General features: G+C 67.3%; 34 protein-coding genes and 1 pseudogene. 11 read left to right on the forward strand and 24 right to left on the reverse strand.

Features of this window, described 5'->3' with window-relative positions:
• Nucleotides 1-115 precede the first annotated feature (115 nt).
• From QUE79_RS24805 to QUE79_RS24815, 3 genes are all read right to left on the reverse strand, one after another.
• Entirely contained in the window at nucleotides 116-2,986 is a 2,871-nt protein-coding gene (locus QUE79_RS24805; protein ID WP_286347176.1) for a hypothetical protein, read from the reverse strand.
• A complete protein-coding gene (locus QUE79_RS24810; RefSeq protein WP_286347177.1) occupies nucleotides 2,983-3,342 on the reverse strand; it encodes a hypothetical protein in 360 nt (119 codons plus the stop codon). Before QUE79_RS24810 ends, QUE79_RS24805 begins: the two co-directional genes overlap by 4 nt.
• 64 nt (nucleotides 3,343-3,406) lie before the next feature.
• Nucleotides 3,407-4,303, reverse strand: coding sequence for a hypothetical protein (locus QUE79_RS24815; RefSeq protein WP_286347178.1), 897 nt, complete (start codon nucleotides 4,301-4,303; stop codon nucleotides 3,407-3,409).
• A 267-nt stretch (nucleotides 4,304-4,570) separates the two neighbouring features.
• Between QUE79_RS24815 and QUE79_RS24820 the strand changes: the two genes are divergently transcribed.
• The 9 genes and pseudogenes from QUE79_RS24820 to QUE79_RS24860 all read left to right on the forward strand — a co-directional run bounded on the left by QUE79_RS24820 (nucleotide 4,571) and on the right by QUE79_RS24860 (nucleotide 10,493).
• Nucleotides 4,571-5,527 carry a hypothetical protein gene (locus QUE79_RS24820; RefSeq protein ID WP_286347179.1) on the forward strand — a complete coding sequence of 319 codons (957 nt, stop codon included), beginning with the start codon at nucleotides 4,571-4,573 and terminating at the stop codon, nucleotides 5,525-5,527.
• A 193-nt stretch (nucleotides 5,528-5,720) separates the two neighbouring features.
• Nucleotides 5,721-6,680, forward strand: a complete 960-nt coding sequence (locus QUE79_RS24825) for a hypothetical protein (RefSeq protein WP_286347180.1) — start codon at nucleotides 5,721-5,723, stop codon at nucleotides 6,678-6,680.
• Nucleotides 6,681-6,867: 187 nt separating this feature from the next.
• Entirely contained in the window at nucleotides 6,868-7,314 is a 447-nt protein-coding gene (locus QUE79_RS24830) for a hypothetical protein (protein WP_286347181.1), read from the forward strand.
• A gap of 133 nt (nucleotides 7,315-7,447) precedes the next feature.
• Nucleotides 7,448-7,882: a hypothetical protein gene (locus QUE79_RS24835; RefSeq protein ID WP_286347182.1), complete on the forward strand. Its 435-nt coding sequence runs from the start codon at nucleotides 7,448-7,450 to the stop codon at nucleotides 7,880-7,882.
• 424 nt (nucleotides 7,883-8,306) lie between these two features.
• A pseudogene (locus QUE79_RS24840) lies at nucleotides 8,307-8,405 on the forward strand (pilus assembly FimT family protein); the annotation flags it as partial.
• 410 nt (nucleotides 8,406-8,815) lie between these two features.
• Nucleotides 8,816-9,196 carry a hypothetical protein gene (locus QUE79_RS24845; protein WP_286347183.1) on the forward strand — a complete coding sequence of 127 codons (381 nt, stop codon included), beginning with the start codon at nucleotides 8,816-8,818 and terminating at the stop codon, nucleotides 9,194-9,196.
• A gap of 153 nt (nucleotides 9,197-9,349) precedes the next feature.
• Nucleotides 9,350-9,694 (forward strand): hypothetical protein, encoded by a 345-nt coding sequence (locus QUE79_RS24850; RefSeq protein WP_286347184.1) that lies wholly within the window; start codon nucleotides 9,350-9,352, stop codon nucleotides 9,692-9,694.
• Nucleotides 9,695-9,855: 161 nt separating this feature from the next.
• Nucleotides 9,856-10,164, forward strand: a complete 309-nt coding sequence (locus tag QUE79_RS24855; protein WP_286347185.1) for a hypothetical protein — start codon at nucleotides 9,856-9,858, stop codon at nucleotides 10,162-10,164.
• Nucleotides 10,161-10,493, forward strand: coding sequence for a hypothetical protein (locus QUE79_RS24860; protein WP_286347186.1), 333 nt, complete (start codon nucleotides 10,161-10,163; stop codon nucleotides 10,491-10,493). Before QUE79_RS24855 ends, QUE79_RS24860 begins: the two co-directional genes overlap by 4 nt.
• Nucleotides 10,494-10,545: 52 nt before the next feature.
• Here QUE79_RS24860 and QUE79_RS24865 read toward each other — a convergent pair whose 3' ends face one another.
• The 10 genes from QUE79_RS24865 to QUE79_RS24910 form a co-directional block, all read right to left on the reverse strand.
• Nucleotides 10,546-11,508 carry a hypothetical protein gene (locus QUE79_RS24865; protein ID WP_286347187.1) on the reverse strand — a complete coding sequence of 321 codons (963 nt, stop codon included), beginning with the start codon at nucleotides 11,506-11,508 and terminating at the stop codon, nucleotides 10,546-10,548.
• Nucleotides 11,509-12,003: 495 nt separating this feature from the next.
• A complete protein-coding gene (locus tag QUE79_RS24870; protein WP_286347188.1) occupies nucleotides 12,004-12,273 on the reverse strand; it encodes a hypothetical protein in 270 nt (89 codons plus the stop codon).
• Between the two features lie 90 nt (nucleotides 12,274-12,363).
• Nucleotides 12,364-12,738: a hypothetical protein gene (locus tag QUE79_RS24875; RefSeq protein WP_286347189.1), complete on the reverse strand. Its 375-nt coding sequence runs from the start codon at nucleotides 12,736-12,738 to the stop codon at nucleotides 12,364-12,366.
• An 82-nt stretch (nucleotides 12,739-12,820) separates the two neighbouring features.
• Nucleotides 12,821-12,943: a hypothetical protein gene (locus QUE79_RS24880; RefSeq protein WP_286347190.1), complete on the reverse strand. Its 123-nt coding sequence runs from the start codon at nucleotides 12,941-12,943 to the stop codon at nucleotides 12,821-12,823.
• Nucleotides 12,944-13,127: 184 nt separating this feature from the next.
• Nucleotides 13,128-13,412, reverse strand: a complete 285-nt coding sequence (locus QUE79_RS24885; protein ID WP_286347191.1) for a hypothetical protein — start codon at nucleotides 13,410-13,412, stop codon at nucleotides 13,128-13,130.
• Nucleotides 13,413-14,065: 653 nt separating this feature from the next.
• Entirely contained in the window at nucleotides 14,066-14,956 is an 891-nt protein-coding gene (locus QUE79_RS26050; protein WP_350271755.1) for a DUF6804 family protein, read from the reverse strand.
• 245 nt (nucleotides 14,957-15,201) lie between these two features.
• Nucleotides 15,202-15,414 carry a hypothetical protein gene (locus QUE79_RS24895; RefSeq protein WP_286347193.1) on the reverse strand — a complete coding sequence of 71 codons (213 nt, stop codon included), beginning with the start codon at nucleotides 15,412-15,414 and terminating at the stop codon, nucleotides 15,202-15,204.
• 40 nt (nucleotides 15,415-15,454) lie between these two features.
• Entirely contained in the window at nucleotides 15,455-15,679 is a 225-nt protein-coding gene (locus tag QUE79_RS24900) for a ribbon-helix-helix domain-containing protein (RefSeq protein WP_286347194.1), read from the reverse strand.
• A gap of 107 nt (nucleotides 15,680-15,786) precedes the next feature.
• Nucleotides 15,787-15,930, reverse strand: coding sequence for a hypothetical protein (locus QUE79_RS24905; RefSeq protein WP_286347195.1), 144 nt, complete (start codon nucleotides 15,928-15,930; stop codon nucleotides 15,787-15,789).
• 121 nt (nucleotides 15,931-16,051) lie between these two features.
• A complete protein-coding gene (locus QUE79_RS24910; protein WP_286347196.1) occupies nucleotides 16,052-16,345 on the reverse strand; it encodes a hypothetical protein in 294 nt (97 codons plus the stop codon).
• 29 nt (nucleotides 16,346-16,374) lie between these two features.
• Here QUE79_RS24910 and QUE79_RS24915 point away from each other — a divergent pair, with 29 nt between their 5' ends.
• Nucleotides 16,375-16,665, forward strand: coding sequence for a hypothetical protein (locus QUE79_RS24915; RefSeq protein ID WP_286347197.1), 291 nt, complete (start codon nucleotides 16,375-16,377; stop codon nucleotides 16,663-16,665).
• Between the two features lie 58 nt (nucleotides 16,666-16,723).
• On the opposite strand, the gene QUE79_RS24920 is transcribed toward QUE79_RS24915, so the two are convergent.
• Entirely contained in the window at nucleotides 16,724-17,029 is a 306-nt protein-coding gene (locus QUE79_RS24920; RefSeq protein WP_286347198.1) for a hypothetical protein, read from the reverse strand.
• A gap of 46 nt (nucleotides 17,030-17,075) precedes the next feature.
• Between QUE79_RS24920 and QUE79_RS24925 the strand changes: the two genes are divergently transcribed.
• Nucleotides 17,076-17,651: a hypothetical protein gene (locus tag QUE79_RS24925; protein WP_286347199.1), complete on the forward strand. Its 576-nt coding sequence runs from the start codon at nucleotides 17,076-17,078 to the stop codon at nucleotides 17,649-17,651.
• A 4-nt stretch (nucleotides 17,652-17,655) separates the two neighbouring features.
• On the opposite strand, the gene QUE79_RS24930 is transcribed toward QUE79_RS24925, so the two are convergent.
• The 10 genes from QUE79_RS24930 to QUE79_RS24975 form a co-directional block, all read right to left on the reverse strand.
• Nucleotides 17,656-17,874: a hypothetical protein gene (locus tag QUE79_RS24930; protein WP_286347200.1), complete on the reverse strand. Its 219-nt coding sequence runs from the start codon at nucleotides 17,872-17,874 to the stop codon at nucleotides 17,656-17,658.
• Nucleotides 17,871-18,152, reverse strand: a complete 282-nt coding sequence (locus QUE79_RS24935; RefSeq protein WP_286347201.1) for a hypothetical protein — start codon at nucleotides 18,150-18,152, stop codon at nucleotides 17,871-17,873. Before QUE79_RS24935 ends, QUE79_RS24930 begins: the two co-directional genes overlap by 4 nt.
• Entirely contained in the window at nucleotides 18,149-18,676 is a 528-nt protein-coding gene (locus QUE79_RS24940) for a hypothetical protein (RefSeq protein WP_286347202.1), read from the reverse strand. The genes QUE79_RS24935 and QUE79_RS24940 overlap by 4 nt, the downstream gene beginning before the upstream one ends.
• A 131-nt stretch (nucleotides 18,677-18,807) precedes the next feature.
• Nucleotides 18,808-19,416 (reverse strand): helix-turn-helix domain-containing protein, encoded by a 609-nt coding sequence (locus tag QUE79_RS24945; RefSeq protein WP_286347203.1) that lies wholly within the window; start codon nucleotides 19,414-19,416, stop codon nucleotides 18,808-18,810.
• Between the two features lie 4 nt (nucleotides 19,417-19,420).
• On the reverse strand, nucleotides 19,421-20,143 hold the full coding sequence (locus QUE79_RS24950; protein ID WP_286347204.1) for a hypothetical protein: 723 nt from the start codon (nucleotides 20,141-20,143) through the stop codon (nucleotides 19,421-19,423).
• 28 nt (nucleotides 20,144-20,171) lie between these two features.
• Complete coding sequence (locus QUE79_RS24955; RefSeq protein WP_286347205.1) at nucleotides 20,172-20,306, reverse strand: hypothetical protein; 135 nt, start codon at nucleotides 20,304-20,306, stop codon at nucleotides 20,172-20,174.
• On the reverse strand, nucleotides 20,303-20,683 hold the full coding sequence (locus QUE79_RS24960) for a hypothetical protein (RefSeq protein ID WP_286347206.1): 381 nt from the start codon (nucleotides 20,681-20,683) through the stop codon (nucleotides 20,303-20,305). The genes QUE79_RS24955 and QUE79_RS24960 overlap by 4 nt, the downstream gene beginning before the upstream one ends.
• Before the next feature lies 1 nt (nucleotide 20,684).
• Complete coding sequence (locus QUE79_RS24965) at nucleotides 20,685-20,897, reverse strand: hypothetical protein (RefSeq protein WP_286347207.1); 213 nt, start codon at nucleotides 20,895-20,897, stop codon at nucleotides 20,685-20,687.
• On the reverse strand, nucleotides 20,894-21,253 hold the full coding sequence (locus QUE79_RS24970) for a hypothetical protein (protein ID WP_286347208.1): 360 nt from the start codon (nucleotides 21,251-21,253) through the stop codon (nucleotides 20,894-20,896). Before QUE79_RS24970 ends, QUE79_RS24965 begins: the two co-directional genes overlap by 4 nt.
• 211 nt (nucleotides 21,254-21,464) lie before the next feature.
• Nucleotides 21,465-21,800 carry a hypothetical protein gene (locus QUE79_RS24975; protein WP_286347209.1) on the reverse strand — a complete coding sequence of 112 codons (336 nt, stop codon included), beginning with the start codon at nucleotides 21,798-21,800 and terminating at the stop codon, nucleotides 21,465-21,467.
• Nucleotides 21,801-21,975 lie beyond the last annotated feature (175 nt).

The following is a 21,975-nucleotide window of genomic DNA, read 5'->3' on the forward strand; positions in this document are numbered from 1 at the left end:
GCTGTCACCCCGTTTTCACGTTGCGATTTCCGTGTCCCTATCGAAACCCGGGCTCATGACGCTCGACGCGCGAGCGAGCAGCATGGGCGGCCCGCTCGCGTCGTCGTAACGCCCGTTACTTCTTCGGCGTCCCCATGTCCCCTTCGGGCTCATCCAGGGCCGGGACCACGATGTCGCCGTAGTCGCCGACATCGACCTTGGTCGGCGTCCAGCGCTCTTCGGCGAGGCCGTGCTCGTGCCGAGTGTCGGCGAGCTGCTGAAGCGTCTGGCCGACGAGGGCGTCGTCGTGGTCGAGGGCGCTCCGCACGAGGTCGTCGACAGCGTCGTTCTTGAGCGGCTTCTTCAGATTGAGGCTTTTCAGGTGCGCGGGCCAGAGGTCCTCAGCGTCGGTCCCGAAGTCCTCAACGAACCGCACGTGCGCAGCGGCCTGCTGGCGCGCATCGATCAGTGCCCACGTGGCGGTGACGTACCGGTGAGCGAGGGCGGCCGTCGCCCGAGCCGCCTTCAGCTCCTCCTCGGCGACAGTGGCGCAGCGCGCGGAGTAGTCCATGACCTCGTCGAACATGACCTGGTCGACCCAGGCGAGTCGGGGGCGGGCGTCGCTGTAGCGGACAGCGTCGTCGGGCCAGTAGGGCAGGCCGCCGCGGCGGGTGCCGCCGATCACGGTCACGTAGCGGTCGTAGCTCGGGGAGAAGTGCTCCCAGGCCTCGTAGTGATGGGAATCGCGGGAGGTCGTAGGGATAGTGGCGACTCCGGCGGCGTCCTTCTCGATTCGGACCATCTTGACGGCGAGGAGGCCGTCGTCGCTCTTCGCGCCCCAACCGCTCGATCCGAGTCCCGAGGTCGCTCGCGCCTCGGCCTCGGAGGGCCGTCCGTTCCGCCAGGCGTAGATCGCCATCGTGCGGACCGCGGGCTCGCGAGGATCGTGGTACTCGGTGACGATGATGGGCGTGCCCTCGACGGAGTCGCGGAGGCTGTCGACGACCGCCTGTCGCTCGGGAGCAGTGAGGTAGTGCTTCGCGTTGACGCCGAAGTGCCAGGTCTTCCATTCGTCGGCCTGCCAGGCGACGAAGAGCGCCGATGCGGTGCGCTTCTGGAGGACGCGCTCGGATTCGGTGGTGCCGAGGGTTCCGTCCTTGCGAATGGGCGTGATGTCCAGGAAGACGTTGGGGTCGTGAGCCTCAGGGCTCGCCGCGTAGACGTGCCACTTGCCCGCCTTGTCGCGGGCGACAGCGACGGCACCGGGGACGGTGCGGCCAGCCGCGATCATGCGCTCGACAGAGTCATCGCCCGCGTGAGACTGGCGGAGCTTGTACTCGGCGACGATTTGGGTGGCCGCCTTTGCCTCGTGCTTGGGCTCGCCATTGAGGGGTCGAGCCCAGGTGTTGGCGACCTTCCACCAGTGCACGAGTTCGTCGACGATCGCAGGGGCCTCGTCGATGCCCGCACCCTCGGCCATGATCAGGCGGGCGATGAGGTCGCGGAACGGCGCCTCGGTGGCGGCCTCTGCGGCTTTCACTTCGAGCGCGGCCTGGATGGTGGGGACCATGGTCAGGAACGACTTGGAGCGGTTGTCGCGGCTGTTGAGGTAGTAGTTCAGGTCGGCGACGGTCACGAGGTCGAGCGGGAGGACCCAGGAGTCCGACGGCATGACCAGGCACGAGGCGCGGACGCTCGGTTCGGCGTCCGAGAGGCCGCGGTAGACGTAGCCAGGCTTGTCGGGGACGGGGACGTTGCGCTTCCAGACCTTGTCGCTGCGCTTGAAGCGGATGACGAAGCCGCCGTCACGGCGCCCCTCGATGAGGTGCGGGGTGTTGCTCTCGGGGACGGAGTCGATCGTGTCGGGGCGCAGGCGCGGGTGGTACGAGCGGCGATTCCACCCCTCGCCGCGGAGGTCGCGGAACTCCTCCGTGCGCCAGTCGCCGATGACGCGCATGCCGGGGCGCAGGAGCGCGTTCAAGCGGCGCTGGTACGCGGAGAACGACTCGCGGCCGTCGGTGAGCTGAAGGGCGTCGTCGCCGTCCTGGACGAGGACGATCTTGCCTTCGTCTTGGTCTTCGAGGCGCAGGAAGCTGGCTCCACCCTCGGGCAGCGGATGCCAGGCCGGGGTGCGGTCCATGATGCCCTGGAGCACGAGGAGGACGCGCATGTAGTGGCGACGCTTGGCGTCAGCCTTCTTCTCCAGTTCCAGCCACTCGTCAGAGCCGGGGACGACGGGCTCGCCGAAGCGTCGGCCGAAGCCGAAGAGCCCCTTGTCGAAGACCTCGACGAACTCGGTGCGGCGGGGAAGCACTCGGTCGAAGATGCGCAGCTCGGGGTCGACGGTAAGCAGGTAGACCTTCTCGCCGTTGCGGATCAGCCAGTAGGACTGCTCGTTCGCAGCACGCTTGTAGGCGTCCTCGAAGATGTTGCCCGACGAGGTGACGACCTTGGTCGGGATGAGGACGACGACGCCCTTCTGCTCGGGCAGGATGCGATTGAGGTTGGCGTCGTCTTCGAGGAGCCAGTTCACGAACTCGGGGATGTCGTTGTGGTCCATCCCCGTCGACTTCTTACCCATGAGCACGAGGGACTCCTCGGCCATGACGAGCACCCGCTGGCGGAGGTGGATCGGGGTGTCGGCGGGCGCGGGCTCGCCATCGCGGATGAGCTGGAGGGTTTCGTCTCTCCCGAGATAAAGATCGACACTCCACATGACCTCGGTGAGGCGCGCGAGCTGCTCCTTGAGCGGGGCCATGGTCGCGTTCAGCTCCGCCATCTGCTTGCGGAAGGCGGCCTCCATCTCGGATCGCTGACGCTCCATTTCGACCTTCATCTCGGCCTGGCGCCGCTCGACCTCGACCTGCTGGCGGGCCAGCTCGACACGAGCTTCCGTCGCAGCCTTGCGGGTCTCGACCGCGTTCGCGCCCGCGAAGGGGACAACGTCGCTCAACGGAGTCTGCTCGGGCTCATCAGGGCTTGCGGGCGCGACGATGTCGGCGCTCACGAGGCCGCTCCGACGAGGACGTACTCGCGGAACTCGACGGGGTCCTTGAGGTAGTGGAGCATCCATGGGCAGGTGTCGCCGCGGGGGCGCAAGAAGTCTCGGCGACCATTGAAGTTCACCGGGCGTCCGCCGGTCATGATGCCGAGGCTCCGCTCGAAGGCTGCGACGTCGTGACCGAGGGTGCACTCCAGGGGGTGCGGGATCACGGTGTCGACGTGCTCCGCGCAGCGCGTGGAGGCGGGACGCGTCGTCCAGCCGAGAGCGCGTGCGTCGGCGGCGAGTTCGTCGTCGCTCTTCCAGTCGTCCCGGAAGGTGTGCTGCTTGCCGCAGGCGCGGCATTCGATGAAGGCGGTCATGGGGTCCTCTGCGACCCCGTCCCTCGGAGTCTCATCTACTACAGTACACCCCTGCCCGAATTCGTCAAGGTGTCGACTGAGATGCCTCGCGCTCGGCGCCGTCTCGGCCAGCTCCGCCTCGCGCCGTCCGTGCCGCCAAGAGCTGGCTGACGATGATGGTCGCGCTGGCACCCGCGGCGCAGGAGAAGAGCCAGAACACGAAGGTCAGCCCAGCGCTTGCCGCCGCTAATCCCCCGAGGATCAGGCCCCATCCGGCGACCTGAGCGACGGCACCCCAGGGGACCTGCTTTGCCTGCGCCCTGTAGGCGTGACGCCCCATCGGCACGCCCCACAGGAACGCGATCGCGAGGAGCACCAGGTAGAGCCAGACCGGGTTGCCGCCGTGACCTCCGAAGTAGGACCAGCCAGACACGGCAAGGAAGGCCACGAGGCCGACGATCGAGGAGATCAGGTCGGTGCGCATCTTGGCGGCGCGGCGCCGGGTCCATGCCGGGAGCTTTCGGGGAACGAAGGGCGAGGGCTCTCTCACGGGTGCCCGCTTGCCGACGATCGCCCAGCGGAGCGCGCAGCCGACGAGAATGCCTGCGACGGCGCCCATGATGCCGGGCGAGATGGCGTGGGGCCACGTGGGCCCGAAGGCCAGCGCCCCGACGAAAAATGCGGCCATGAAGCCGATGCTGGCCAGGAGGATTGGCAGGGCGGCGAACAGGACCGACGTGACGACGAGGCCGACCGCGAGGCCCACGAGGGTGATCTCGGGACTGCGCGCGCCAGGGTCGCTCATGCTGCCAAGGAGGCCCCAGAACGTGCCGAGCGCCAGGGCTAGGACGATGAAGTAGCCACCGAGCGGAGTCAGGGCTTCACCGCGCCAGGACCACATGTCCCGCCAGTTCCTTCGCGCCTGCCGCTTGGATCGGGCCTTGCGATCGCGCTTCTTGCGGGCCGCCGGGTCGAGTGCCATGTCGCCTGTCTCCCTGATGATGACGATGCGCGAGATTCGTTCCCGCGTGTGGAGTTGACGTCGGGCCCGAATAGCCCGGCATCATGGAGGTGCTCCCATCCCCGACCCGCGGGCCACGGGGACGCGCCTCTTCCACTGTGACTACAGTACACGCAGAACCACGTTGCGTCAATTCTGAAATAGGTCTCGCATGCGTGTTGACACCCTGCATATGCACGTGTACTGTAGCGATCAAGAGGTTCGAGGGACGGACCGCGAGAGGACACCATGACCGGCACGAAGGCACTCCAGGACCAGAGCCCCGTCGAGATCGACGAGCAGCTCTACGAGCTGTACAGCAAGCAGGCCCCGTTCCTCAACGACATCGCGTCCGCCTCCAAGGCCCTCAAGCGCATCGACGAGGTCGAGCTGGAGATCGCCAAGGGCGTCACCCGGAACGCCTGGGTCGTCCGCGACGGCAACAAGGAGCGCTACGAGACCATCGTCGCCGAAGCCAAGGCTGGCCTCGCCGCCCTCCGCGAGCTGGAGACGCCCTTCCACGACGAGTTCAACGCCCGCGGCGGCTGGACCCGCGCCTACGTCGTCAGCGGTGGCCACGTCCACAAGAGCATGGGCTGCTCGACCTGCTTCCCCACGACGCGTTTCTCGTGGGTGACCGACTTCTCGGGGCATGACGAGGCTGAGATCGTCGACGCCGCGGGTGAGCGTGCGTGCACGGTCTGCTACCCGTCGGCTCCGGTCGACGTCCTGAAGAAGGCGACCCGCATCTTCACGGAGGACGAGAGGGCCGCCCAGGCCGATCGCGAGAAGCGTGCGGCCGAGAAGGTCGAGCGCGACGCCAAGAAGGCCGCGAAGGCCATCGAGCACCCCACGGGCGAGGTCGTCCGCGACGGCTACGGCTACCCGACGAAGACCGAGGTCACGGCCCAGACGGGCGCTGTCGACGCCTACCTCAACAGCCTCTACCGTCCCACGCAGATCGCTGGATGGGGCGACGGCTCCACGTACGCCGGGACCGACGAGCAGATCAAGAACGACGAGATCGTCCGCGTCAACACGGAGGCCCTGGCATTCAAGCGCGGGACAGACGTCGACACCCAGCTCGACATCGTCCGCGAGAAGGCGATCGCGAAGTTCATCAAGGAATTTGGCACCGACGAGGCGCTGGCGATGAAGGACGAGCTGAAGGCCCTCCGCGCGAAGAACAAGGCCCGCCAGGCGTAGCTCGTCAGGGGCGGGCGGCCTTCGGGTCGCCCGCCCCTCGCGTTGCCGGGTCGCTTCCGCCAGGTTCTCCCATCCCTGACCCGCAGGCGCTTTGGCTGGTTGAAGTGGCGTCCCATCCGGATGTTGACGACATGCATATGCACGTGTACTGTAGCCAGCAAGAGGTTCGAGGGACGGACTTCGAGAGGACATCATGCAGACCACCGATAAGCCGCTCACCGAGCAGACGCCCGCCGAGATCGACCGCCAGCTCTCCGCCATCTACGTCAAGCGGACCGTCCTCGGCAGCCTCATCGCCAACGAGGGGCGCCGCATCGAGATCGCGGAGGACTCGATCGCCGCCGACGAGATCGCCGGACGCACCGAGCGCATCGGCGCCGACCTCGACCGCATCGCAGGCTTCCGCGCCACTCTTGCCGACCTCGAACTCCAGCGCGCAGTCCTCGGCATCGACGAGGAGCCCCTGGAGGCCGAGTTCACCCGCCGCGGCGGCTGGACCCGCGCCTTCATCGTCAACGGCGGCCACGTCCACTCCTCGCGGAGCTGCACCTCCTGCTTCCCCACCACGCGCTTCACCTGGCTCACCAACCTCTCCGACCGCCCTGAGGCCGAGATCGTCCAGGGCGCCGGAGAGCGCGCCTGCACCATCTGCTACCCGACTGCCCCCGTGGACGTGCTCCGCCAGGCCAGCGTCGTCTTCTCCGACGAGGAGCGTGCCGAGCACGAGGCTCGCGCCCGTCGCCACGCCGCGGCGGCAGCCCTCGATGGCAAGAAGCCCGACAACAAGCTCACCCACCCGCGCGGCGAGGTCGTCGTCGACCGCTGGGGTCGCCCGGCCAAGACCGAGAAGGACGCGGTCTCCGCGGCCATCTCCGCCATCTACGACGGCTTCTACCTGCCCATCGCGTACGCGTCCTGGAAGCGCCCCGCGTACGTCGGCAGCGACGAGGAGGCCCGCAACAAGGAGATCATCCGCATCGCCATCCAGGCCCTCGCGCGCAAGCACCGCACGGACGACCAGCTCCAGCTCGACATTCTGACCGCGAAGGCCATCGCCCAGTTCATCCGCCTCAACCGCGGCTCGCTCGACGCGAAGCTGCTGGAGCTGGACCTGCGCGTCCTGAAGGCCCGGATCAAGCTCGCCCAGGGCTGAGAGGGTTCAGTCGTTCACGGCCGCGTGATCCTTGCGCGTGCTGGGGTCGGGTGGGTCGGGGATGGGAGGCCCCCGAAAAATGTCGTAGCGCCTGGGTAGCGTTCTTTCACGCGTGTTGACACGTATTCACTACGCATGTACTGTAGGGTTCTGTTGAGCCCGAGGGACGGGCCCGCGAGAGGACACCATGACCATCCAGACCAACGCCAACGCCTCCATCCCCCGCGCCACGCTCGGCACGCCTGACGCCGTCACCTGGTCGCGCCAGCGTTTCGGCCTCCTGCCCTTCATCTTCTGGGGAGCCTGGGTCGGCCCCGTGCTCACCGTCTCCGCCGCTGGCAGCATGGCCGCCGGGAACGACGTCAGCCCGTGGGTCATCGTCGTCGGCCTCGCCATGACCGCTTTCGCGCTCAAGATGATCCTTCCGGCAGCCCGCAAGACGAAGTTCGCCCGAGCCGCCTTCCGCGAGTGGGTCGCGCGCCACACCCCCACCCTGACCGAGACCGAGCGCCACTACTTCATCCGTCACTGCGAGGCCGAGGTCCAGAATCTCTGGGGCAAGAACCCGTCCTGGTTCATCCAGGGCCCCACGAGCCCCGACGGCAAGTACGACCTGCGTCTCGTCGTCGAATAGGCAAGGACCGCTGGGCCGCTCCGCATCGCGCGGGGCGGCCTTTGTCGTATCCACCAATTCAGTGTTGACAGTTCGTTACAAACGTGTACTGTAGGACTCATGAAGCCCGAGGGACGGGCTCCGAGAGGACACCATGACCACGATCACCAGCATCAACGCTCCGGCACCCACGACCCCCGAGGTCGTCACCGCCCACCGCAATCTCTGGGGCTTCGTCCCCTTCATCGTCTGGCACGGCTACCTCGGCCCGCTGCTGATCGTCGCTGGCCTCTACGCCCCGGCAATCGACGCCACCGACCGCCCCGCACTGATCATCCTCGGCGCGATCGCCACGGCCCTCGTCGGCCCCTTCTTCATCCGCGCCGTCGCCCGCCACATCAAGGCGCGCCTCACCCTCGCAAGCTTCGTCATCGACCACGCGCCGACCATGACCGACGCCGAGCGCCGCTACTTCATCCGCCACGCGGTCGTCGAGATCACCAACGAGTTCTCAGCCCACCCGGTGTTCACGTTCTCGGCCCCCGCCGACGCCCGCAAGCTCGTCACCTACTCGCTGACCGTCCGCTAGCGCCGCGGAACCCGCCCCGTCTCTCACGAGGCGGGGCGTTTCCGTGCCCGCACGCGGGGCACTCGATCCCAGAGCAGAACCTTCGCCCATGCGCGTCGAAGGACAGCGAGGGTCGCCATGTCCTCTTCGTCGACTTCGAGGTGAATCTCGTACATATCGACGGCTGTCCTGAGTGCACCGATCTGCGCCTGGGTGAGTCGGTTGGACACGGTGACCTCTCCGGGGTGCCGCGATGACGCCCTCACCATCTATGGGCCGAAGGAGCCTCCGTTTTTCCCAGATCGCCAGAAGACTCTCGGAATGGACCGCGCTACTCGGGTAGCGAATTTTGAAAAAGGGGTGCGTTTTTTGACGAGTCCCCGATTTGGGGGACTCCCAACTCTTCCGTTCGGTTCGAGACGGTGATTGGACACACGAATAGTCCCTGGAGAAGCATGATGCTGACGTCCCCTCCCGCCGCGATGACCGCGGCTTCTCGTTCATCGAGCTGCTGGCCTACATGGCCATCGCAGCTCTGCTGATCCTCGCCGCGATCCCGCAGTTCGGGCAGTACCGCGAGAAGGCGAACGTGTCCAACTTGCAGAGCGACCTGAAGAACGCCGCCACCGCCGTCGAGGGGCAGGCCGTCGCCGACCTGAACTACCCGACTGCGCTGCCCGCGAGCGTGAAGACCTCCCCGAACATCAGCCTCAAGATGGCCCGCACGACCTCGGACGGGTTCTGCATCACCGGCACCACCACGGCGGGAGCCGAGTACCACTACGACTCCGTCCAGGGTGGCATCGGCCAGGGCGGCTGCGCGGATATCCCTGGGCCCGGTGGAGGCTTCACGGCCACGGGGCTCTGCACGTACTCCCCGTCATCCAGCACGTCGAAGAGCTGGGCTACCAGGCCTTCACGTCCGACGAGTGGGTCAACTACGTCAAGGCCCGGGTGCACGCCAACTTCGTGCAGGCGAATCCCGCCTCGACGCAGGATGACATCGACGCCGCGTGGACGGCCAGCAACGCTCTCCAGAACTACTGGTACGAGCAGGACCCGACCGCCGTCGAGCTGTACGGCTACGTCGACGGCAAGGTGCCGATGACCAGCGACGAGGCGACGATCCTTGGCTACATCCAGCACCAGACGTGGGATGACGGGTGGGAACTCGTGGTCGGCGACCAGGCCAGCGAGTTCAATCACTACATCGCCGATGGCACCACGTCCTACACCGAGGCGAGCCTGTTGGCGAAGGTCGACCAGCTCCGAAACGGATGGGGTCCGAAGATCGACGTCACCTGCCAGACGCCGGTGAGCGACGTGCTCGGCTAGACCGTCTCCATCACTGGGGCGTCCGCATCTCGCGGGCGCCCCTTTCGCGTTCCCGCTTGCCCCCCATCCCCGACCCACCGCTCTTGTGACGAGTGTCGGAGGATCCATGTACGGTATGAATATGGCCCGAGGGACGGGTCACGAGAGGAAACCATGACCGACACCGACTACTCGCTCGCCACCCGCGCCGCCCAGACCTTGACCGGAGCCGACAAGGCCCGCCTGGTCCGCTACCTGCTGGAGGACGAGAGCATCGAGGTCGACGACCTCAAGACCATCGCGCGCGAGTCCATCGCCGCCAGTGGGCAGCACGCGTCCCTGTGGTGCGACGACGACGTGCTGGACGCCGCCAGGGACATGTCCGGGCGCGAGGAGTTCTCCGACGAGGAGCGCGCGGCGATCCTGGCTGGCGTCCCGTGGCGACGCATGGAGGATGTCCTGGCCGAGGCGGGCAACGAGTACCTCCGCGATCATGGCCTCGACGGTCTCGACGGCTGATTCCCGTGCGATTCGACCGCCGCCCTGGAGCGATCCGGGGTGGCGGTTTCGTATCAGAACTGCTACGAAATCGACGCCGGAATCCTCCCGTTGACGAATGTCGGACGGTGCGTGTACTGTAGCGTTCAAGAGGTTCGAGGGACGGACCACGAGAGGGCATCATGACCACCGCACAGGGCACCATTCTCCACACGACCACCGCTCCGCAGGCGCGCGAGACCATCACCGTGACCGTCAAGGGCAAGGTCGACGTCATCTCCGAGTACGGCCAGACCTGCGTCGACTTCCGCGCCACCGATGGCGTCGAGTCCTTCTTCGTCGTCGCCAAGTCCTACCCCCGTCCGATCGCCGGTGACTCGCTCGCTGCTGACGGCGACCGCCTCCAGCTCACGGGCCGCTTCGTGGGCCGCTGGTTCGAGGTCGACAGCGCTCTCTTGGTCGCCCAGGGCTCCGAGCTGGTGGCGGCATGACCGGGATACTGGCTCCGCATGCCGCGTTCGACGTCGACGCGGCGCGCGAGCGTCACGAGGAGCTGACGGCCGAGCTGCTGGAGCGGATGCGCTCGAAGCTCGTGCCGCTTGGCCGCCTGGCGCTCAACGCGGGGCCGGAGGAGCGTCGTCGCCTGTTCGACAAGCAGGCGGGCCTCCAGGAGGCTCTGGACTTCGCTCTCGGGCAGGAGGGCGGCTGGGTCGGCATCTTCTGGGCGCTGACCAAGGTCGCCGACTCGATCCCCCAGCATCTTCGTGAGGGGTGGGGGCTGGCGATCAGCTATGCCGCCGAGGGCTTCCGCCTGAGCTGACCCCGGTGTCCGCGCGAGCGGGCGCCCCGGGCGGTACTCTCATCCCCGACCCTCAGCCCTCTCGGCTTGATCCGACGACGTTCACCTGAGGTGTGGCCACGATGGGCTTGTCGGCAGGGCCGCGAACGTGAGCCGCGACCCAGATGGTGCGGTGCTCCTGAAGCGACGGGTACCACTGGCGGCGGTAGAAGCCGCGCACGGGCCAGCGATGGGTCCACTCTCGCGGCTGCACGCCGGAGGTCGTCGGGGCCGGGCGCTCCGTCCGCCGGTAGACGAGGTTCACGGGTCGCGTGGGGGCGGGAGCCTTCTTCCGGGCGGCCTTCGTCTTGCGGCGGGCATCGTCGGCGGGTTCTGCGTCGGGGTCGGCGAGACCTCGGGCCTCCATGAGGTCGGCGAAGGCGATGAGGGTGGCGAACGCCTCGGCGGCCTCGGGGCTTTCCGGCTCCCAGTCGGTGGCGTCCTCCTCGAATCGGGCCGTCTTGATGTGCTCGATAGGGGTGGCCTCGCCCCGCATGAGCGCGTCGAAGGTCTGGTCGACGGTGATGGTCGTGGTGGTGAAGTCGATCCCTGGGCGCGCGGCGGTCCAGCCGAGCAGCGTGGATGACTGCCCAGTTTCCGTGTCCCCGGCGAGCCAGACGAAGCCGTCACGGGCGGGAAGTCGGAGCTGGACGAATGCGGTCTGGCCGTCGTAGGCCTCGATGGACTCGCGGAGGGCGGCGTGCTCGGTGGCGGAGACGTGGAAGAGCGTCCGCTCGGGGTCGTCGGTGACGAGGCCGACCATGCCGATCGCGCTGTCGATGAGCCCTTGGGTCAGCGGTGTTGCCGCGAGGAGGCGCTCGATGGCGTCCGTGTCCGAAAAGACGATGCCGTGGCCGTTGATGTAGCTGGCGAGGGCCTCCAGCTCGTTGATCGGCCGTCCGTAGCCGAAGTGGTCGACGATGCCGGTGGCGATGGCGGCGTTGCCTGCGAGGGCGGTGATGTTGCCGAGGTACCAGGCGCTGATCGCGTCGACCACCTCGGGGACGCGGGACGGGTGCGTGTCGGTGCTGCGGAGGCGCTTGGCGGTCTGGGGCTTGAGCCGGGCGAGGTTCGGTCCCCCAGCGGTGCGCGCCGCCAGTTGACTTCGTTGCCTCCCTCGATCTCGTAGCGGCCGTACGCGGCGGCGGCGCGCTCGATCTCGGCAGAGTCGGCCCCGGAGAGGAGCATGCCGAGCAGCGACTCGCCGCCGAGGTTGGCGGGCAGCAGATACGGCGTGACGGTGAAGTTGGGCACGCGTCCGACGTCGCGTGCGATGCAGGCCAGGGGTGCGTGGTTCGCCGGGATGCCCGCCTGCACCCATTCGGCCGCCTCGGATGCGGTGAACAGGTACTTGTCCCAGTCGGCGTCCTCGCGGAGGACGATGGCGCGGCGCTCGGCGGCGAGTTCGGCGTAGGTCGCGGTCGGGGTCGGCTGCACGTCGGTCACCAGGTCACCGTAGCGGGCCGGGTCCGGCGTCTCGCCTTCGCGCTGGTCAGTCAAGGGCGAGGGTGACGATGTGGCGGATGTCGGCGCGGAGGGTGCGGGTGCCGTTCTCGACAGTGGTGATCCCGGAGACCTTGACGGCGGCGGCAGCGGCGAGGAGACGCGAGGCGTCCGTCGGGTTCGCGGTGGTCACGATGAGGTCGAAGTCGTCGCCGCGGATGCTGCGGAACTCCGCGAGGAGGGTGCCGTCAGCCTGGGCGAGGGCGGCGCGGGTGATCTCGCCGGTGACGACGGGGAGGTGGAGGTTCTGGTTCGGCATGACGTCCTCTCGGGCACCGTCCCTCGGTGCTCTTGCTGGTTACAGTACATGCATATAAAACAGGTGTCAAATGCCCTGTTGCTGGAGCGCTCAGCAGTCGTGCTGGTCGAGCAGCGCCGTCGCCGTCAGGCTCGTGGCCCGCTGGAGGCCGGGCACCGATGGGCAGAAGCGCTCACCGACCTCGCGCGCCGTGCAGGCGATCGTCGCCGTCGGGTCCGAGTCGACCATGAGCGTCGCCGCATCCCCCGGCTTCACGCCTGAGATGGGGCCCGTGGTGCAGTCCCAGTCGAGGACGTTCGCGGTGTCGTTCACGATCCGCGTGTGCGTCAGCGGGTCTCGGACCTCCGCAAGACCTGACGCCGCGATGCTGTAGCCACAGAAGGCCAGGAGCGCGACGATGACCGCCCCGCCGACGTGGATGGGGTGCAGCGACCAGCGCATCCGTGATTGCGCGCGTGATCCCATTTCCGTGTCCCCTGTCCGATCAGTCGTCAACGCTATGCGGATTCACCGGCAAGAGCGAATCGGACAACGGCCGTCAGGCGGTCTACTCGGCGGGTGTCGACTCGCCGCGGAGCGCGGAGACGAGCCGGGGCTCATCGAGAACGGCGTCCACCCGCAACGCGTAGAGCACTCCCGCGGCCAGGTCGGGGTACTCCTTGCCGGACACCGTCGCGTCCCTCGCCTCGACACCAAGGAGTATGCGAGCTTCGCGGCATCGAGCGCCTCGGCGAAAGCCCGCTTGGATGAAAAGCGGCCCAGGACGCGCACGTGCTTGATGTGGCCCGGCTCCCCGAGTGCGCGAGCAAGACCCGGGGCGTACTTCATCGTGGTGATGGTCTTGAGCGGCATGCCTACACGCCGATCAGTTCGGCAGCTCGGATAGCCCGCTTGCCACGGAGGGCAGTGAGGCGCTCGGCATACCAGTCCGCGCTCCACCGGTTTCGACCATTGGAGTGCTGGTCTGCGTAGTGCTCGGTGGACTCGGCGAGAAGCTTCGCGGCGGCACGCTTGCTGGTGGCCTCGATGGTGACGGTGATCCGCGGCGCAGCGAACTCGCGCAGCGCATCGACGAAGCCGGAGGTGTCGCTGATGCCTCGCCCTGCGGGGAAGTCCATCACGATCTCGTACGTGGGCATGGTGTCCTCTCGGCGACCGTCCCTCGATCGCACACTCCTACCGTACACGCATATCTCGCTTGTGTCACGCATTCAGGCGTCGCCAGCCGGTCGGGGATGGGAGATCACCGGCAAGAAGCCCGGATTCATGCGGAAAAACAGCTCGAACTGTAGTTCGCAACTATTGATGCGAACTACGACGCCGAACAGAAAGAGAAAGAGAAAGAGAAAGCGCGGGTTTTTCTGGGGTCGTTTTTTCGAGGGCGTGTGACGTCGTGGGGGCGGGGTCTGCGCTTGCGCTGGACGTGCAGCTCGCGTCCCAGCGTTGCTTCCGTCCCTCCGCTTCGCTCCGGGCCGTCGTGCCGTTCCGCAGCCCGCCTCCCCCTCGCTGCGCTCGGGTGAGTCGGTCTGCGCAACGACCCGAGAACGCGTGTGCGCGTGATCGGATCGCTGGCGCGAAAAACCCGGGCGGCGGCCAGGGTGAAACGATCGAGGCCCGGCGCGCGGCTGGAAAGCCACGGCTTGGCACAGCAGCGAGAAGCCGTCCCACTGGGTCGAGCGCGCACCTCGCGTCTCCGAGGCGCATGGCTCGCGTCCCGGTCGATGCAGATCATCCTACCATACATGGCACGTTGACGAACGTCACGAAAGGCATGTCTGGTAAAGCGAAGGTCTCAGTCGACGCAGTACGAGGTGCCGTCGTCGGCGTCGACGTAGTTGTCGCAGTCGGCGCCCCTCGGCTGAAGGGCGAACCAGGTCATGACGGCGATGATGCCTGCCACGAGCGCCGTCGTCATCCACCACTTCCAACGCACCACGGGCTTGCCCATGTCGTCCTCGCGGTACCGCGGCGCGGGCAGGGAGAACCCGCCCACGAGGACGGCGATCGCGGCCGCGACATCGAGCCACACCCAGGTGCCCTGCGGCAGCTCGAAGAACCGCACGGGGAACCAGATGGCTGCGATGACAGCCGCCGTGACGACCCATCCGGTACGCCGCGACTTGCGGGCATAGATGGCGAGGACGATCGCCACACCCAGAAGGGCCCAGCGCAACACGATGTAGTAGCCGTAGTCGAGGTCCCCGGTTCCGACGAGCGCCATGATCGCGCCGATGATCCCCGCGGGAAGCGCCGGATGCAGGTCCAGGTAGTCCCCGGTGGGCTCTTGGGTAGCAGTTGCCGACTCCGCCGGAGGGTTAGGAGGCGTTCTAACGGCCTGGGGCGGCCTTGGCTGTGCGGGAGTCGCTCGGGGCGCTACGGGGCGCTCAGGCGCGCGCACGGCCGCGGCTGGAGGCGTTTTCGCCCGACGGGCGGCAAGCACCTCGCGGATGGCGGTCTGTTTCGCGACGGAGCCCAGGCCGAGGGGGCCGACGCGGACGACGTCTGCGGTCACGAGCAGGTTGCTCGGAACGGTTCCGCTGGAATCGGGTGCAACAGGGGTCATGCGCGCCCACACGGACCCCTCGCACTCGTACATGACGAGAGTCTCGGCTGCCCCGAGGCCGCGGTGAGCGACCCCTTCGTGGATGCGGTCGTGCTTGTGGCACAAGACCAGTTGCTGCATGAGATTCCCCCTCGTGATCCTCGCCAGGGTAGGGCTCCGCACATCGACCGCGCGACACCCAGTGCGTGGGGTTTCCGTGTCCCCTTCAGTGCTCGATCACACCCAGTCCAGTTCGCGATTCCCCGCGCACGCCTCGCGCTATCGTGTTAGCGCCGTCTGATGGGCCATGAGCCGCTGCGGACTTCAACGCGGGGAACGTCTACGGAAGAGCGCCCCGGCGACACCCCTGATGTCGGGGCGCTCGCCTACGCGGTGAGAGCGTCAGTAGCCTGGAGGAATGCCGCCGACGCGAACCATGCCGTCGCGGCCCAGGTGATGACCATGGAGGCGGCCAGGAGCCCTGCTCTCGGGTGAGACTCCGACGGGTGTTGGCGGCGGTGCTGGAAGAGCGTTCGCGTGATGGTCAGAGCGAGCCCTGCGGTGACGGCACCCATGATGCCGAAGATGGCGATGGCCAAGATGATCTCGTTTCCGTGTCCCTGACGACTACGCCAGGCGTCAGACGATGATCAGTTCGCGGTAGCCCTCGGCGTTCGACGTGAGGATTTTGTTGCCGCTCGCGATCTCGGCGTCGAGGTACTTGACGATGGCGATGGCTCGTCGAATCTCCTCGGTGTAGCTCAGACCACGCCTCGCGGCATTCTCCTTGAGCATCTCGGCCGTCTCGGGCGCCATGTTGACACTCAGGCGAACCACTCCACCGTCGGCGGCTGCTTTGGCCATGATGACTCTCGCTCTCCGGGCCGGATGGCCACACGAGAAGGATACCCACCCAATGTTGATCGCGTGCACATTCAAAGCGCATGGCCACCTGGCGCAACGACCGACGGCTAGGGCAGCACTTCCAGTTCTTCGCGGTTCCAGGCATTGATGAACCGCTCGCGCCCGTCGACCACCTCCCTGATGTAGAGCAGGCCATTGTCTGCGTCACCGGGGAGTCGACTGGCGATCCCTTCAGCCGTGATCCCAGGCAAGACGCTTCCCCTGACGACGCGGCGCAGGCGACACCCTCAGTGATCGGCTCGCCGTGCGCGTCCGTCTCCGGCTGCGCGGGCCTCCATGGCGTCCAGGCTCGCGTCGAAGCCTCGGTGCCACTCACGCGTCGACGAGCGTGGTGTCGATGATCGTGGTGGTGGCGTCCTCGTTCTCGCCCAGGAGCTGCGCCTGGCGGCGCTCGGCCTGCTCTAGCGAGTTCGTGGACATGGCGACGGTCTTGTAGTCGCCGCGCTCGAAGTGGACGACGTAGCGGGGGCGAACGAACGACCCCCAGGTGAGCAGGCGCTCGTAGACGTCGGGCGCGAGGGCGTCGGCGACGTAGTACTCGTGCAGGTCGGTGAGCTGCTTGCGGCTGAAGCGCTCCATGCGCTGGCCGCGGGTAGGCAGGGGCAAGGGTCGACGTCGCCGCCGACGCTGATCGTGTGCTGGATGAAGCCGCCGCGCTCGGTGACGCGGTGAACGGTCTGGCGGACGTACTTGTCGCGGAAGTAGGTCACGATCTCGACGCACGCGGTCTGGTCGCCGCGATCCGTGGACTCGACGGTGTCGAGGAGCGTGATGCGGGTCGTGATCGAGCGCTCACCGTCCTTGGCGATGGTCTCGGTGGCGACGTTCTCGGGGTTGATGGGCTTGCGCATGATGTCCTCTCGCGGCCCTGTCCCTCAAGGCCTGTGGCTACAGTACACGTTACCGCTGACATTGTCTCGATCTGAAGGCAAGGCCAGCGGGTCGGGGATGGGAGGGCGAGCGGAGCGGGCTCTCGACACGACCTCAGTCGCGGAGCTGGCCCCAACCGAAGGCGGTCTCGGCGATCCAGTCTTGAAGACTCCCGCGGAAGCGCTCAGCGAGTGAGTCGTCATCCTCGTGATCGAAGACCTGGAACCAGAACTCCTCGCCGACAGCGGTGATCCGCACGTCGATCTCGTCGCCCTCCCGGTCCCCATCGAGGACCTTGTCGCTGGCGCGGAAGTCGAGCCCCGTCCACTCCTCGGGCTCCAGCAGCTCCTGAATCTGCGGCAGGAGGATCGTCGGCAGGAGCACGCTGGCGAAGTGCAGCAGACGCTCGGTGCGATCCATGGCCCGAGGGTACCGACCTCGCGCCGCGCTCGGGAAGGATGAGGGCATGGTCGACACCAAGATGACGAAGTCCGCCGGGGAGCACTGGGTATGCTCGGTCCTCTCCCGACTCGATTGGGGCGTCGCGCTCACTCGGGACGGCCTGGAGCGCACTGACATTCTCGCCGTGAAGACCGACGCCTCCCGCCGCATGATCGAGGTCCAGGTGAAGTCCGCCCGCGACGACGGCGATCGCACGAACTGGCCGCTCGGCGAGAAGTCGCAGGACTGGTCGCGCTCGGACCGGGAATGGTTCGTGTTCGTGACGGTCCCCACGAAGGTGCCGGGCGAGCCGCGCGCCTACGTCATCCCGCGAGATCACGTCAGTGCCGCGGCCTGGATCACCTACCACCACTGGAGGTTCGACCCGGCGATCCCCTCCGGGCAGCGGAACACGCCCCGATCGGGGACGCGGGTCCACGAGTGGACGTGGAAGGGCTACGAGAATCGCTGGGACCTGCTCGACGCCGACGCGTCCGAGGCGCCGATTCTCCTGCCCTCAGACCTTCGCGATCAGTGCTTGGAGCCGTACGTCGGCCTGCCGCCCGGGCATCCCTGGGAGGGAGCGCTCCCGCGCTGGTGAGCGCCTACCAGTGACGGTGCCAGGGGCAGAGGTCGACCAGGTGCTTGCCGGAGATCAGGTTCGGCATCATGCCGGTCGTCCAGTCGTCCGCCGCGGCGGCAGCCCGCGCCGCACGGATGCTGGTCTCGGTCGAGGCGAATGTCTCCTCGCACGGGGCGAGGCCATCTGAGGCATCGCACGCCAGGGTGACCGTGGCCTCGATGGGGGCCGTGACTGCGCTCACGTTCGCTCCAGCAGGATCGCCTCGGGGAAGGCCGCGATCGACAGCAATGGCGGGTCGACCTCGGTGTACGACGACAGCTCGCCGCGGATGGTGACGGCTGCCCCTTCGATGAGGCGCGGTGCGAGGTCGTCGATTGGGTCGTTCGGGTAGAGGCAGTTGACGGGTCGGCCGTCGGCCAGAACGATGTCGAAGTAGGTGACGTCGTCCAGGGCCTCGGCCGCCTCGGTGACGGTCCCGGCGATGTGCCGGAAGCCGTCCCCGAGCCGAGCCTCGGTCACTGGGCCGCTGAAGCCGCGAGGCGCTCCTCGGAGAGCTTGCGGTCGTAGTGCAGGTGCCAGGAGATGGCGTCGAGCTTCTCGGGGTGCCTGTGGGCGCTGTGCCACGAGGTGGGCTCCCACTCGAAGGACTCCTCGCCGACCTGGCGGAAGCTCGCGCTCTCGCGGACGCCGTCGTCGTTGAGGAACGTGACGGTGATGACGGCCCCGACCTCGGTGGGCCACATCCCACCCTGGGGCAGGTCGGCGAAGGCGCCGATGCCCTGCTCTGCGTAGCGCCCCTGGCCCTGGTTGGCGTCGAAGTGGTCGCGGACCATCGCATTCGGGTGCTCGCCTGTGTACTCGAAGGCGAAGTCGCGGACCTCGACGGGAGCCTTGATGCCGTCGTTGGTGTCGTTCACGCCGCGCCAGACGGCGGAGATGATCGTGTTCTGGTTCGACTCCTCGAAGATTTCGAGGTAGCCGGTGGCGGGGGTCTCGATGTACTTGTTGCTGGTCTCTGTCAGTGTGCAGAAGATGTGGCGCATGATGTCCTCTCGATGCCCGTCCCTCGGGCTCCTTGATTGCTACAGTACATAGTTCACGCAAGGGTGTCAATACGGGATTCCGTAACGAGATACGGGAATCCCGTAGGGAAAAGCCGAGATGACGCGCGCACTCAGCCCGGCGTCCGCTCCAACTCGCGACGCAGTAGCTCCTGCATGATGACCGCCGTCGGGACGGAGGCGAGCTGAAGAGCGCGAGGGAGGACCGGCGGCATTCTGGCCTCCTCGGCCGTGACGAAACCCGCAGCGACGATCGCCTGCGGGATCGAGCGCTTGTACGCCTTCGCGGTCGCGATCACGAGCGGCAAGGTGGGCGAGAGCTTTCCGCTCATCCACCTACTGACCGTCCCGGGGCTCACGCCGACGTCGCGCGCGATCACCGACTGCGAAGCGCCGAGACTCTCCAGGTACTCGACCCAGCCCAGATTCCCGAGCTGGCCCCGCCGCGTTGCCGAAGCCTCCTTGGCCAGGACCGTTCGCGAGGTGGCCAGGTCCAGATACGAATGCAGGGCTCGTGACGTGAGATCGACGTCCCCTGAACCCGGCGGGACGACGTGATCCTGGATGATCAGCTCGACCATCGTCGCCAGCACCTCGTCGGCGACCTCGACGGGCTCCTCGCGGAGATAATCGCCAGCAGCCTTGTGGACAGCCTCGGTCATCGCCGCCCGCGACCGAGTTTCCCCGGTCCGCTGGACGCGGATGCCGTCCTCGGATGTCATGCCCTCATCCTTCCAGGACCGTCGGCGTGACGTTTCCGTGTCCCTGTCCTCGGATCGCGCCCTTGAGGCTGGGGCGCTCGGGCACGTTCTGTCCAGCGCGACGCAGCTCGTCATCCGTCAGCGGCACCGGGTCGAGGCCGAGGAGCAAGGCGAGGGTGCCGACGTTCATTCGAACCTCGCCGCGCTCGACGTTCACGGAGACGCCGGAGCGGCCGTTGTCCTCGATGTTCAGGTCCGCCATGACCTGGTGGATGGAGTCGCGAAGGAGCGTGTCTCGCGAGACGCGGGCGACGTCGAGGGCCGCGACGCGGTCGCGCTCGGCCTCGATCTCCTCGCCGATGGGAGCCCAGTCTTCCCAGAGGCCGGTGACCTTCTTCGCCTCGAAGTGGCAGAGCGTGACGCCTTCGGGCAGGTCGGACTCGTCGTAGATCGCTCCGGGAAACGTGAACTCGGCCAGCGACAGCGAACGGAGCCGATCGGCGTGCTGCCGGATGACCTCGAAGTCGCCGACGAAGCCGAGGTAGGAGTTCCCGAGACGGCTTCCGCCCAGGTATATCTGCACCGGCTCGGTGGGATCGAAGACATCTCGTCGCACGGTCCCGGGGTTCGTGAGGTCGAGCGGGATCAGCGCGCGGGTCTCCAGGACGCACTCGCCGCTCGGGCGGTAGGTGTACCCGGTGTCGCGGAGCGCGTAGATGGCGTCGCGGCGCATCTGGTTGAGCTTCACGGCTTGCTCCTGGCGAGAGTGATGGTGGTCACGAGGTGCTCTTGCCAGTGGCGATCGCGAGCCGGACGACGCCCGCGGTGAGCGCCAGGTAGGCGAAGAGCGGCCAGAGGTTCCCGACGGCGTCCAAGGCCCAGGATGCGAGTCGAGCGAGGTCGTCGATCACTGACCCTCACCCAGGGTTTCCGTGTCCCTCTCGGGGAGCAGGTGGACGTGGTCGAGAATCCACTGACCGTTGGTCATGCAGGAGTCGCCTGCGACCTCTTCGAGAATCTGCTTGCCGTGGTGCTGGTGCGCCTCGACATACGCGGCCTGGTGATCCCCGGACGCCGCGGCCCGCATGACCACGGCCTGGTGCTCGCTGAAGCTCCGTCGCGACTTCGGGAAGGACTTGTAGTCGAGGGTCGCTTCGGTGACGACGGCGTTCATGGCCATGAGCATCCGGAGCGCGTAGACCTCGTCGAGCGCGCCCGTGAGCAGCGCCCGCATGTCCTCTTTGGAGAGGTCGTCGAACGACCAGCGCTCGGGGAGTTGCCGAGTCATGTCAGCCTCTCGGGGTTCGGTCGACGAATGTGACGGCCGCGAGAACGCCGACGCCCGAGCAGAGTAGGCCGGTGAATACCACGATGGCCGCAGCCGCATTGGAGAGCGCAGAACTGGCGCGATCATCCGCGAGCACGGGTTGGACGATGTGGAGCCCAATGAGGACGCCGATGATCGCGGCAATCGCGCCGAAGGCGATGGCAGCCCGGATCACGACGAGGCCTCCGCCTTCTCCGGCACAGACTCCAGCCGAGCCTGCCCCTCGGTCGTCTGCGACGAGCCGACCGACATTCCGGCGATCGTTGCCAGGAGGGCGAGGCCGCCGCGCTCGGCGGCCGCTGCCGCCGTCAGGTTCACCTCCGGCTCGACGAACAGCTCGCACTTGCAGACCTTGGAGGACGTCCGGCGGTCGGGCTTCAGGCATGCCCCCATGTCGAATGAGGTGCCGCCCGAGACTCGGTGATGACGCGACTCGTGGCCGCAGCTTGCGCAGGGCGTGGGCGGCTTCATCCCGAAGGCGTTGGCGATGTCGGCGGCGTCGAAACGCGTGCCGTTGGCGGTGGTCTTCATTTCCGTGTCCCCTTGGTGGTGGTTGTCGGTTGGCGGCGGCGCAGCACGACGCGCGCGGCTCGGCGGCGAGGGTGGATGCCATGCCTGATAATCGCGTCTGCGACGCGCTCCGAGTAGAGGTCCGGGTAGAGGCGAATCTCGGCCCGCTGCCCGTCGATGACGTCATGGATGACCCGCGCAAGCGGGCTTAGGGGAATCGGCCGCTTGCGGGTCACTGCTTGGCCGACTTGGGAGCGATCAGCTCGCCGTTGGAGATCAGGTAGATGTAGCCGTCCTGCGCGCTGGAGTACGCGACGATCGCCTTCCCGTCGATGTGCGCGACGGCGGGGTCCTTCGCGGTGGCCTGCCCCAGCGCCTCGGCTTCGCCCTGCGAGACGCCCCAGCCTGACCGAATTGCGTCGGCCGTGGAGCCGAGACCAACGAAGATCGCGGTGAAAAACGACATCACCGAGAGGGTGAAGAACGCCACCCCGACGGCAAGCCCAGAGAACAGATTCTGTCGCCGAGACCTCGACCCGATGTGGAGCGCGAGGGCGGCGATGCTCACGACCATGGCTGCGACACCGATCCACGCGAGCTCCCGTGCCCCGTGGGGGCGGCGACGCCAAGGGTGGCGGCTGCGATGGCGTGCATGGAGTCCTCTCGCCGACGAGTCCCTCGCGCAGCTCGGACCAGTTTACCGCAACATGCTATACAAACGCTAGCTTGGTAGCGCGGCCGTG

Source organism: Frondihabitans sucicola (assembly GCF_030296615.1).
Lineage (GTDB): Bacteria > Actinomycetota > Actinomycetes > Actinomycetales > Microbacteriaceae > Frondihabitans > Frondihabitans sucicola.

Coding starts and splice junctions, on each gene's coding strand:
- QUE79_RS24810 (WP_286347177.1), bottom strand. CDS start 3,342: ATGACCGCCTTCATCGAATGCCGCGCCTGCGGCAAGCAGCACACCTTC.
- QUE79_RS24815 (WP_286347178.1), bottom strand. CDS start 4,303: ATGGCACTCGACCCGGCGGCCCGCAAGAAGCGCGATCGCAAGGCCCGA.
- QUE79_RS24820 (WP_286347179.1), top strand. CDS start 4,571: ATGACCGGCACGAAGGCACTCCAGGACCAGAGCCCCGTCGAGATCGAC.
- QUE79_RS24825 (WP_286347180.1), top strand. CDS start 5,721: ATGCAGACCACCGATAAGCCGCTCACCGAGCAGACGCCCGCCGAGATC.
- QUE79_RS24830 (WP_286347181.1), top strand. CDS start 6,868: ATGACCATCCAGACCAACGCCAACGCCTCCATCCCCCGCGCCACGCTC.
- QUE79_RS24835 (WP_286347182.1), top strand. CDS start 7,448: ATGACCACGATCACCAGCATCAACGCTCCGGCACCCACGACCCCCGAG.
- QUE79_RS24850 (WP_286347184.1), top strand. CDS start 9,350: ATGACCGACACCGACTACTCGCTCGCCACCCGCGCCGCCCAGACCTTG.
- QUE79_RS24855 (WP_286347185.1), top strand. CDS start 9,856: ATGACCACCGCACAGGGCACCATTCTCCACACGACCACCGCTCCGCAG.
- QUE79_RS24860 (WP_286347186.1), top strand. CDS start 10,161: ATGACCGGGATACTGGCTCCGCATGCCGCGTTCGACGTCGACGCGGCG.
- QUE79_RS24870 (WP_286347188.1), bottom strand. CDS start 12,273: ATGCCGAACCAGAACCTCCACCTCCCCGTCGTCACCGGCGAGATCACC.
- QUE79_RS24875 (WP_286347189.1), bottom strand. CDS start 12,738: ATGGGATCACGCGCGCAATCACGGATGCGCTGGTCGCTGCACCCCATC.
- QUE79_RS24885 (WP_286347191.1), bottom strand. CDS start 13,412: ATGCCCACGTACGAGATCGTGATGGACTTCCCCGCAGGGCGAGGCATC.
- QUE79_RS26050 (WP_350271755.1), bottom strand. CDS start 14,956: ATGCAGCAACTGGTCTTGTGCCACAAGCACGACCGCATCCACGAAGGG.
- QUE79_RS24900 (WP_286347194.1), bottom strand. CDS start 15,679: ATGGCCAAAGCAGCCGCCGACGGTGGAGTGGTTCGCCTGAGTGTCAAC.
- QUE79_RS24920 (WP_286347198.1), bottom strand. CDS start 17,029: ATGGATCGCACCGAGCGTCTGCTGCACTTCGCCAGCGTGCTCCTGCCG.
- QUE79_RS24925 (WP_286347199.1), top strand. CDS start 17,076: ATGGTCGACACCAAGATGACGAAGTCCGCCGGGGAGCACTGGGTATGC.
- QUE79_RS24940 (WP_286347202.1), bottom strand. CDS start 18,676: ATGCGCCACATCTTCTGCACACTGACAGAGACCAGCAACAAGTACATC.
- QUE79_RS24945 (WP_286347203.1), bottom strand. CDS start 19,416: ATGACATCCGAGGACGGCATCCGCGTCCAGCGGACCGGGGAAACTCGG.
- QUE79_RS24960 (WP_286347206.1), bottom strand. CDS start 20,683: ATGACTCGGCAACTCCCCGAGCGCTGGTCGTTCGACGACCTCTCCAAA.
- QUE79_RS24970 (WP_286347208.1), bottom strand. CDS start 21,253: ATGAAGACCACCGCCAACGGCACGCGTTTCGACGCCGCCGACATCGCC.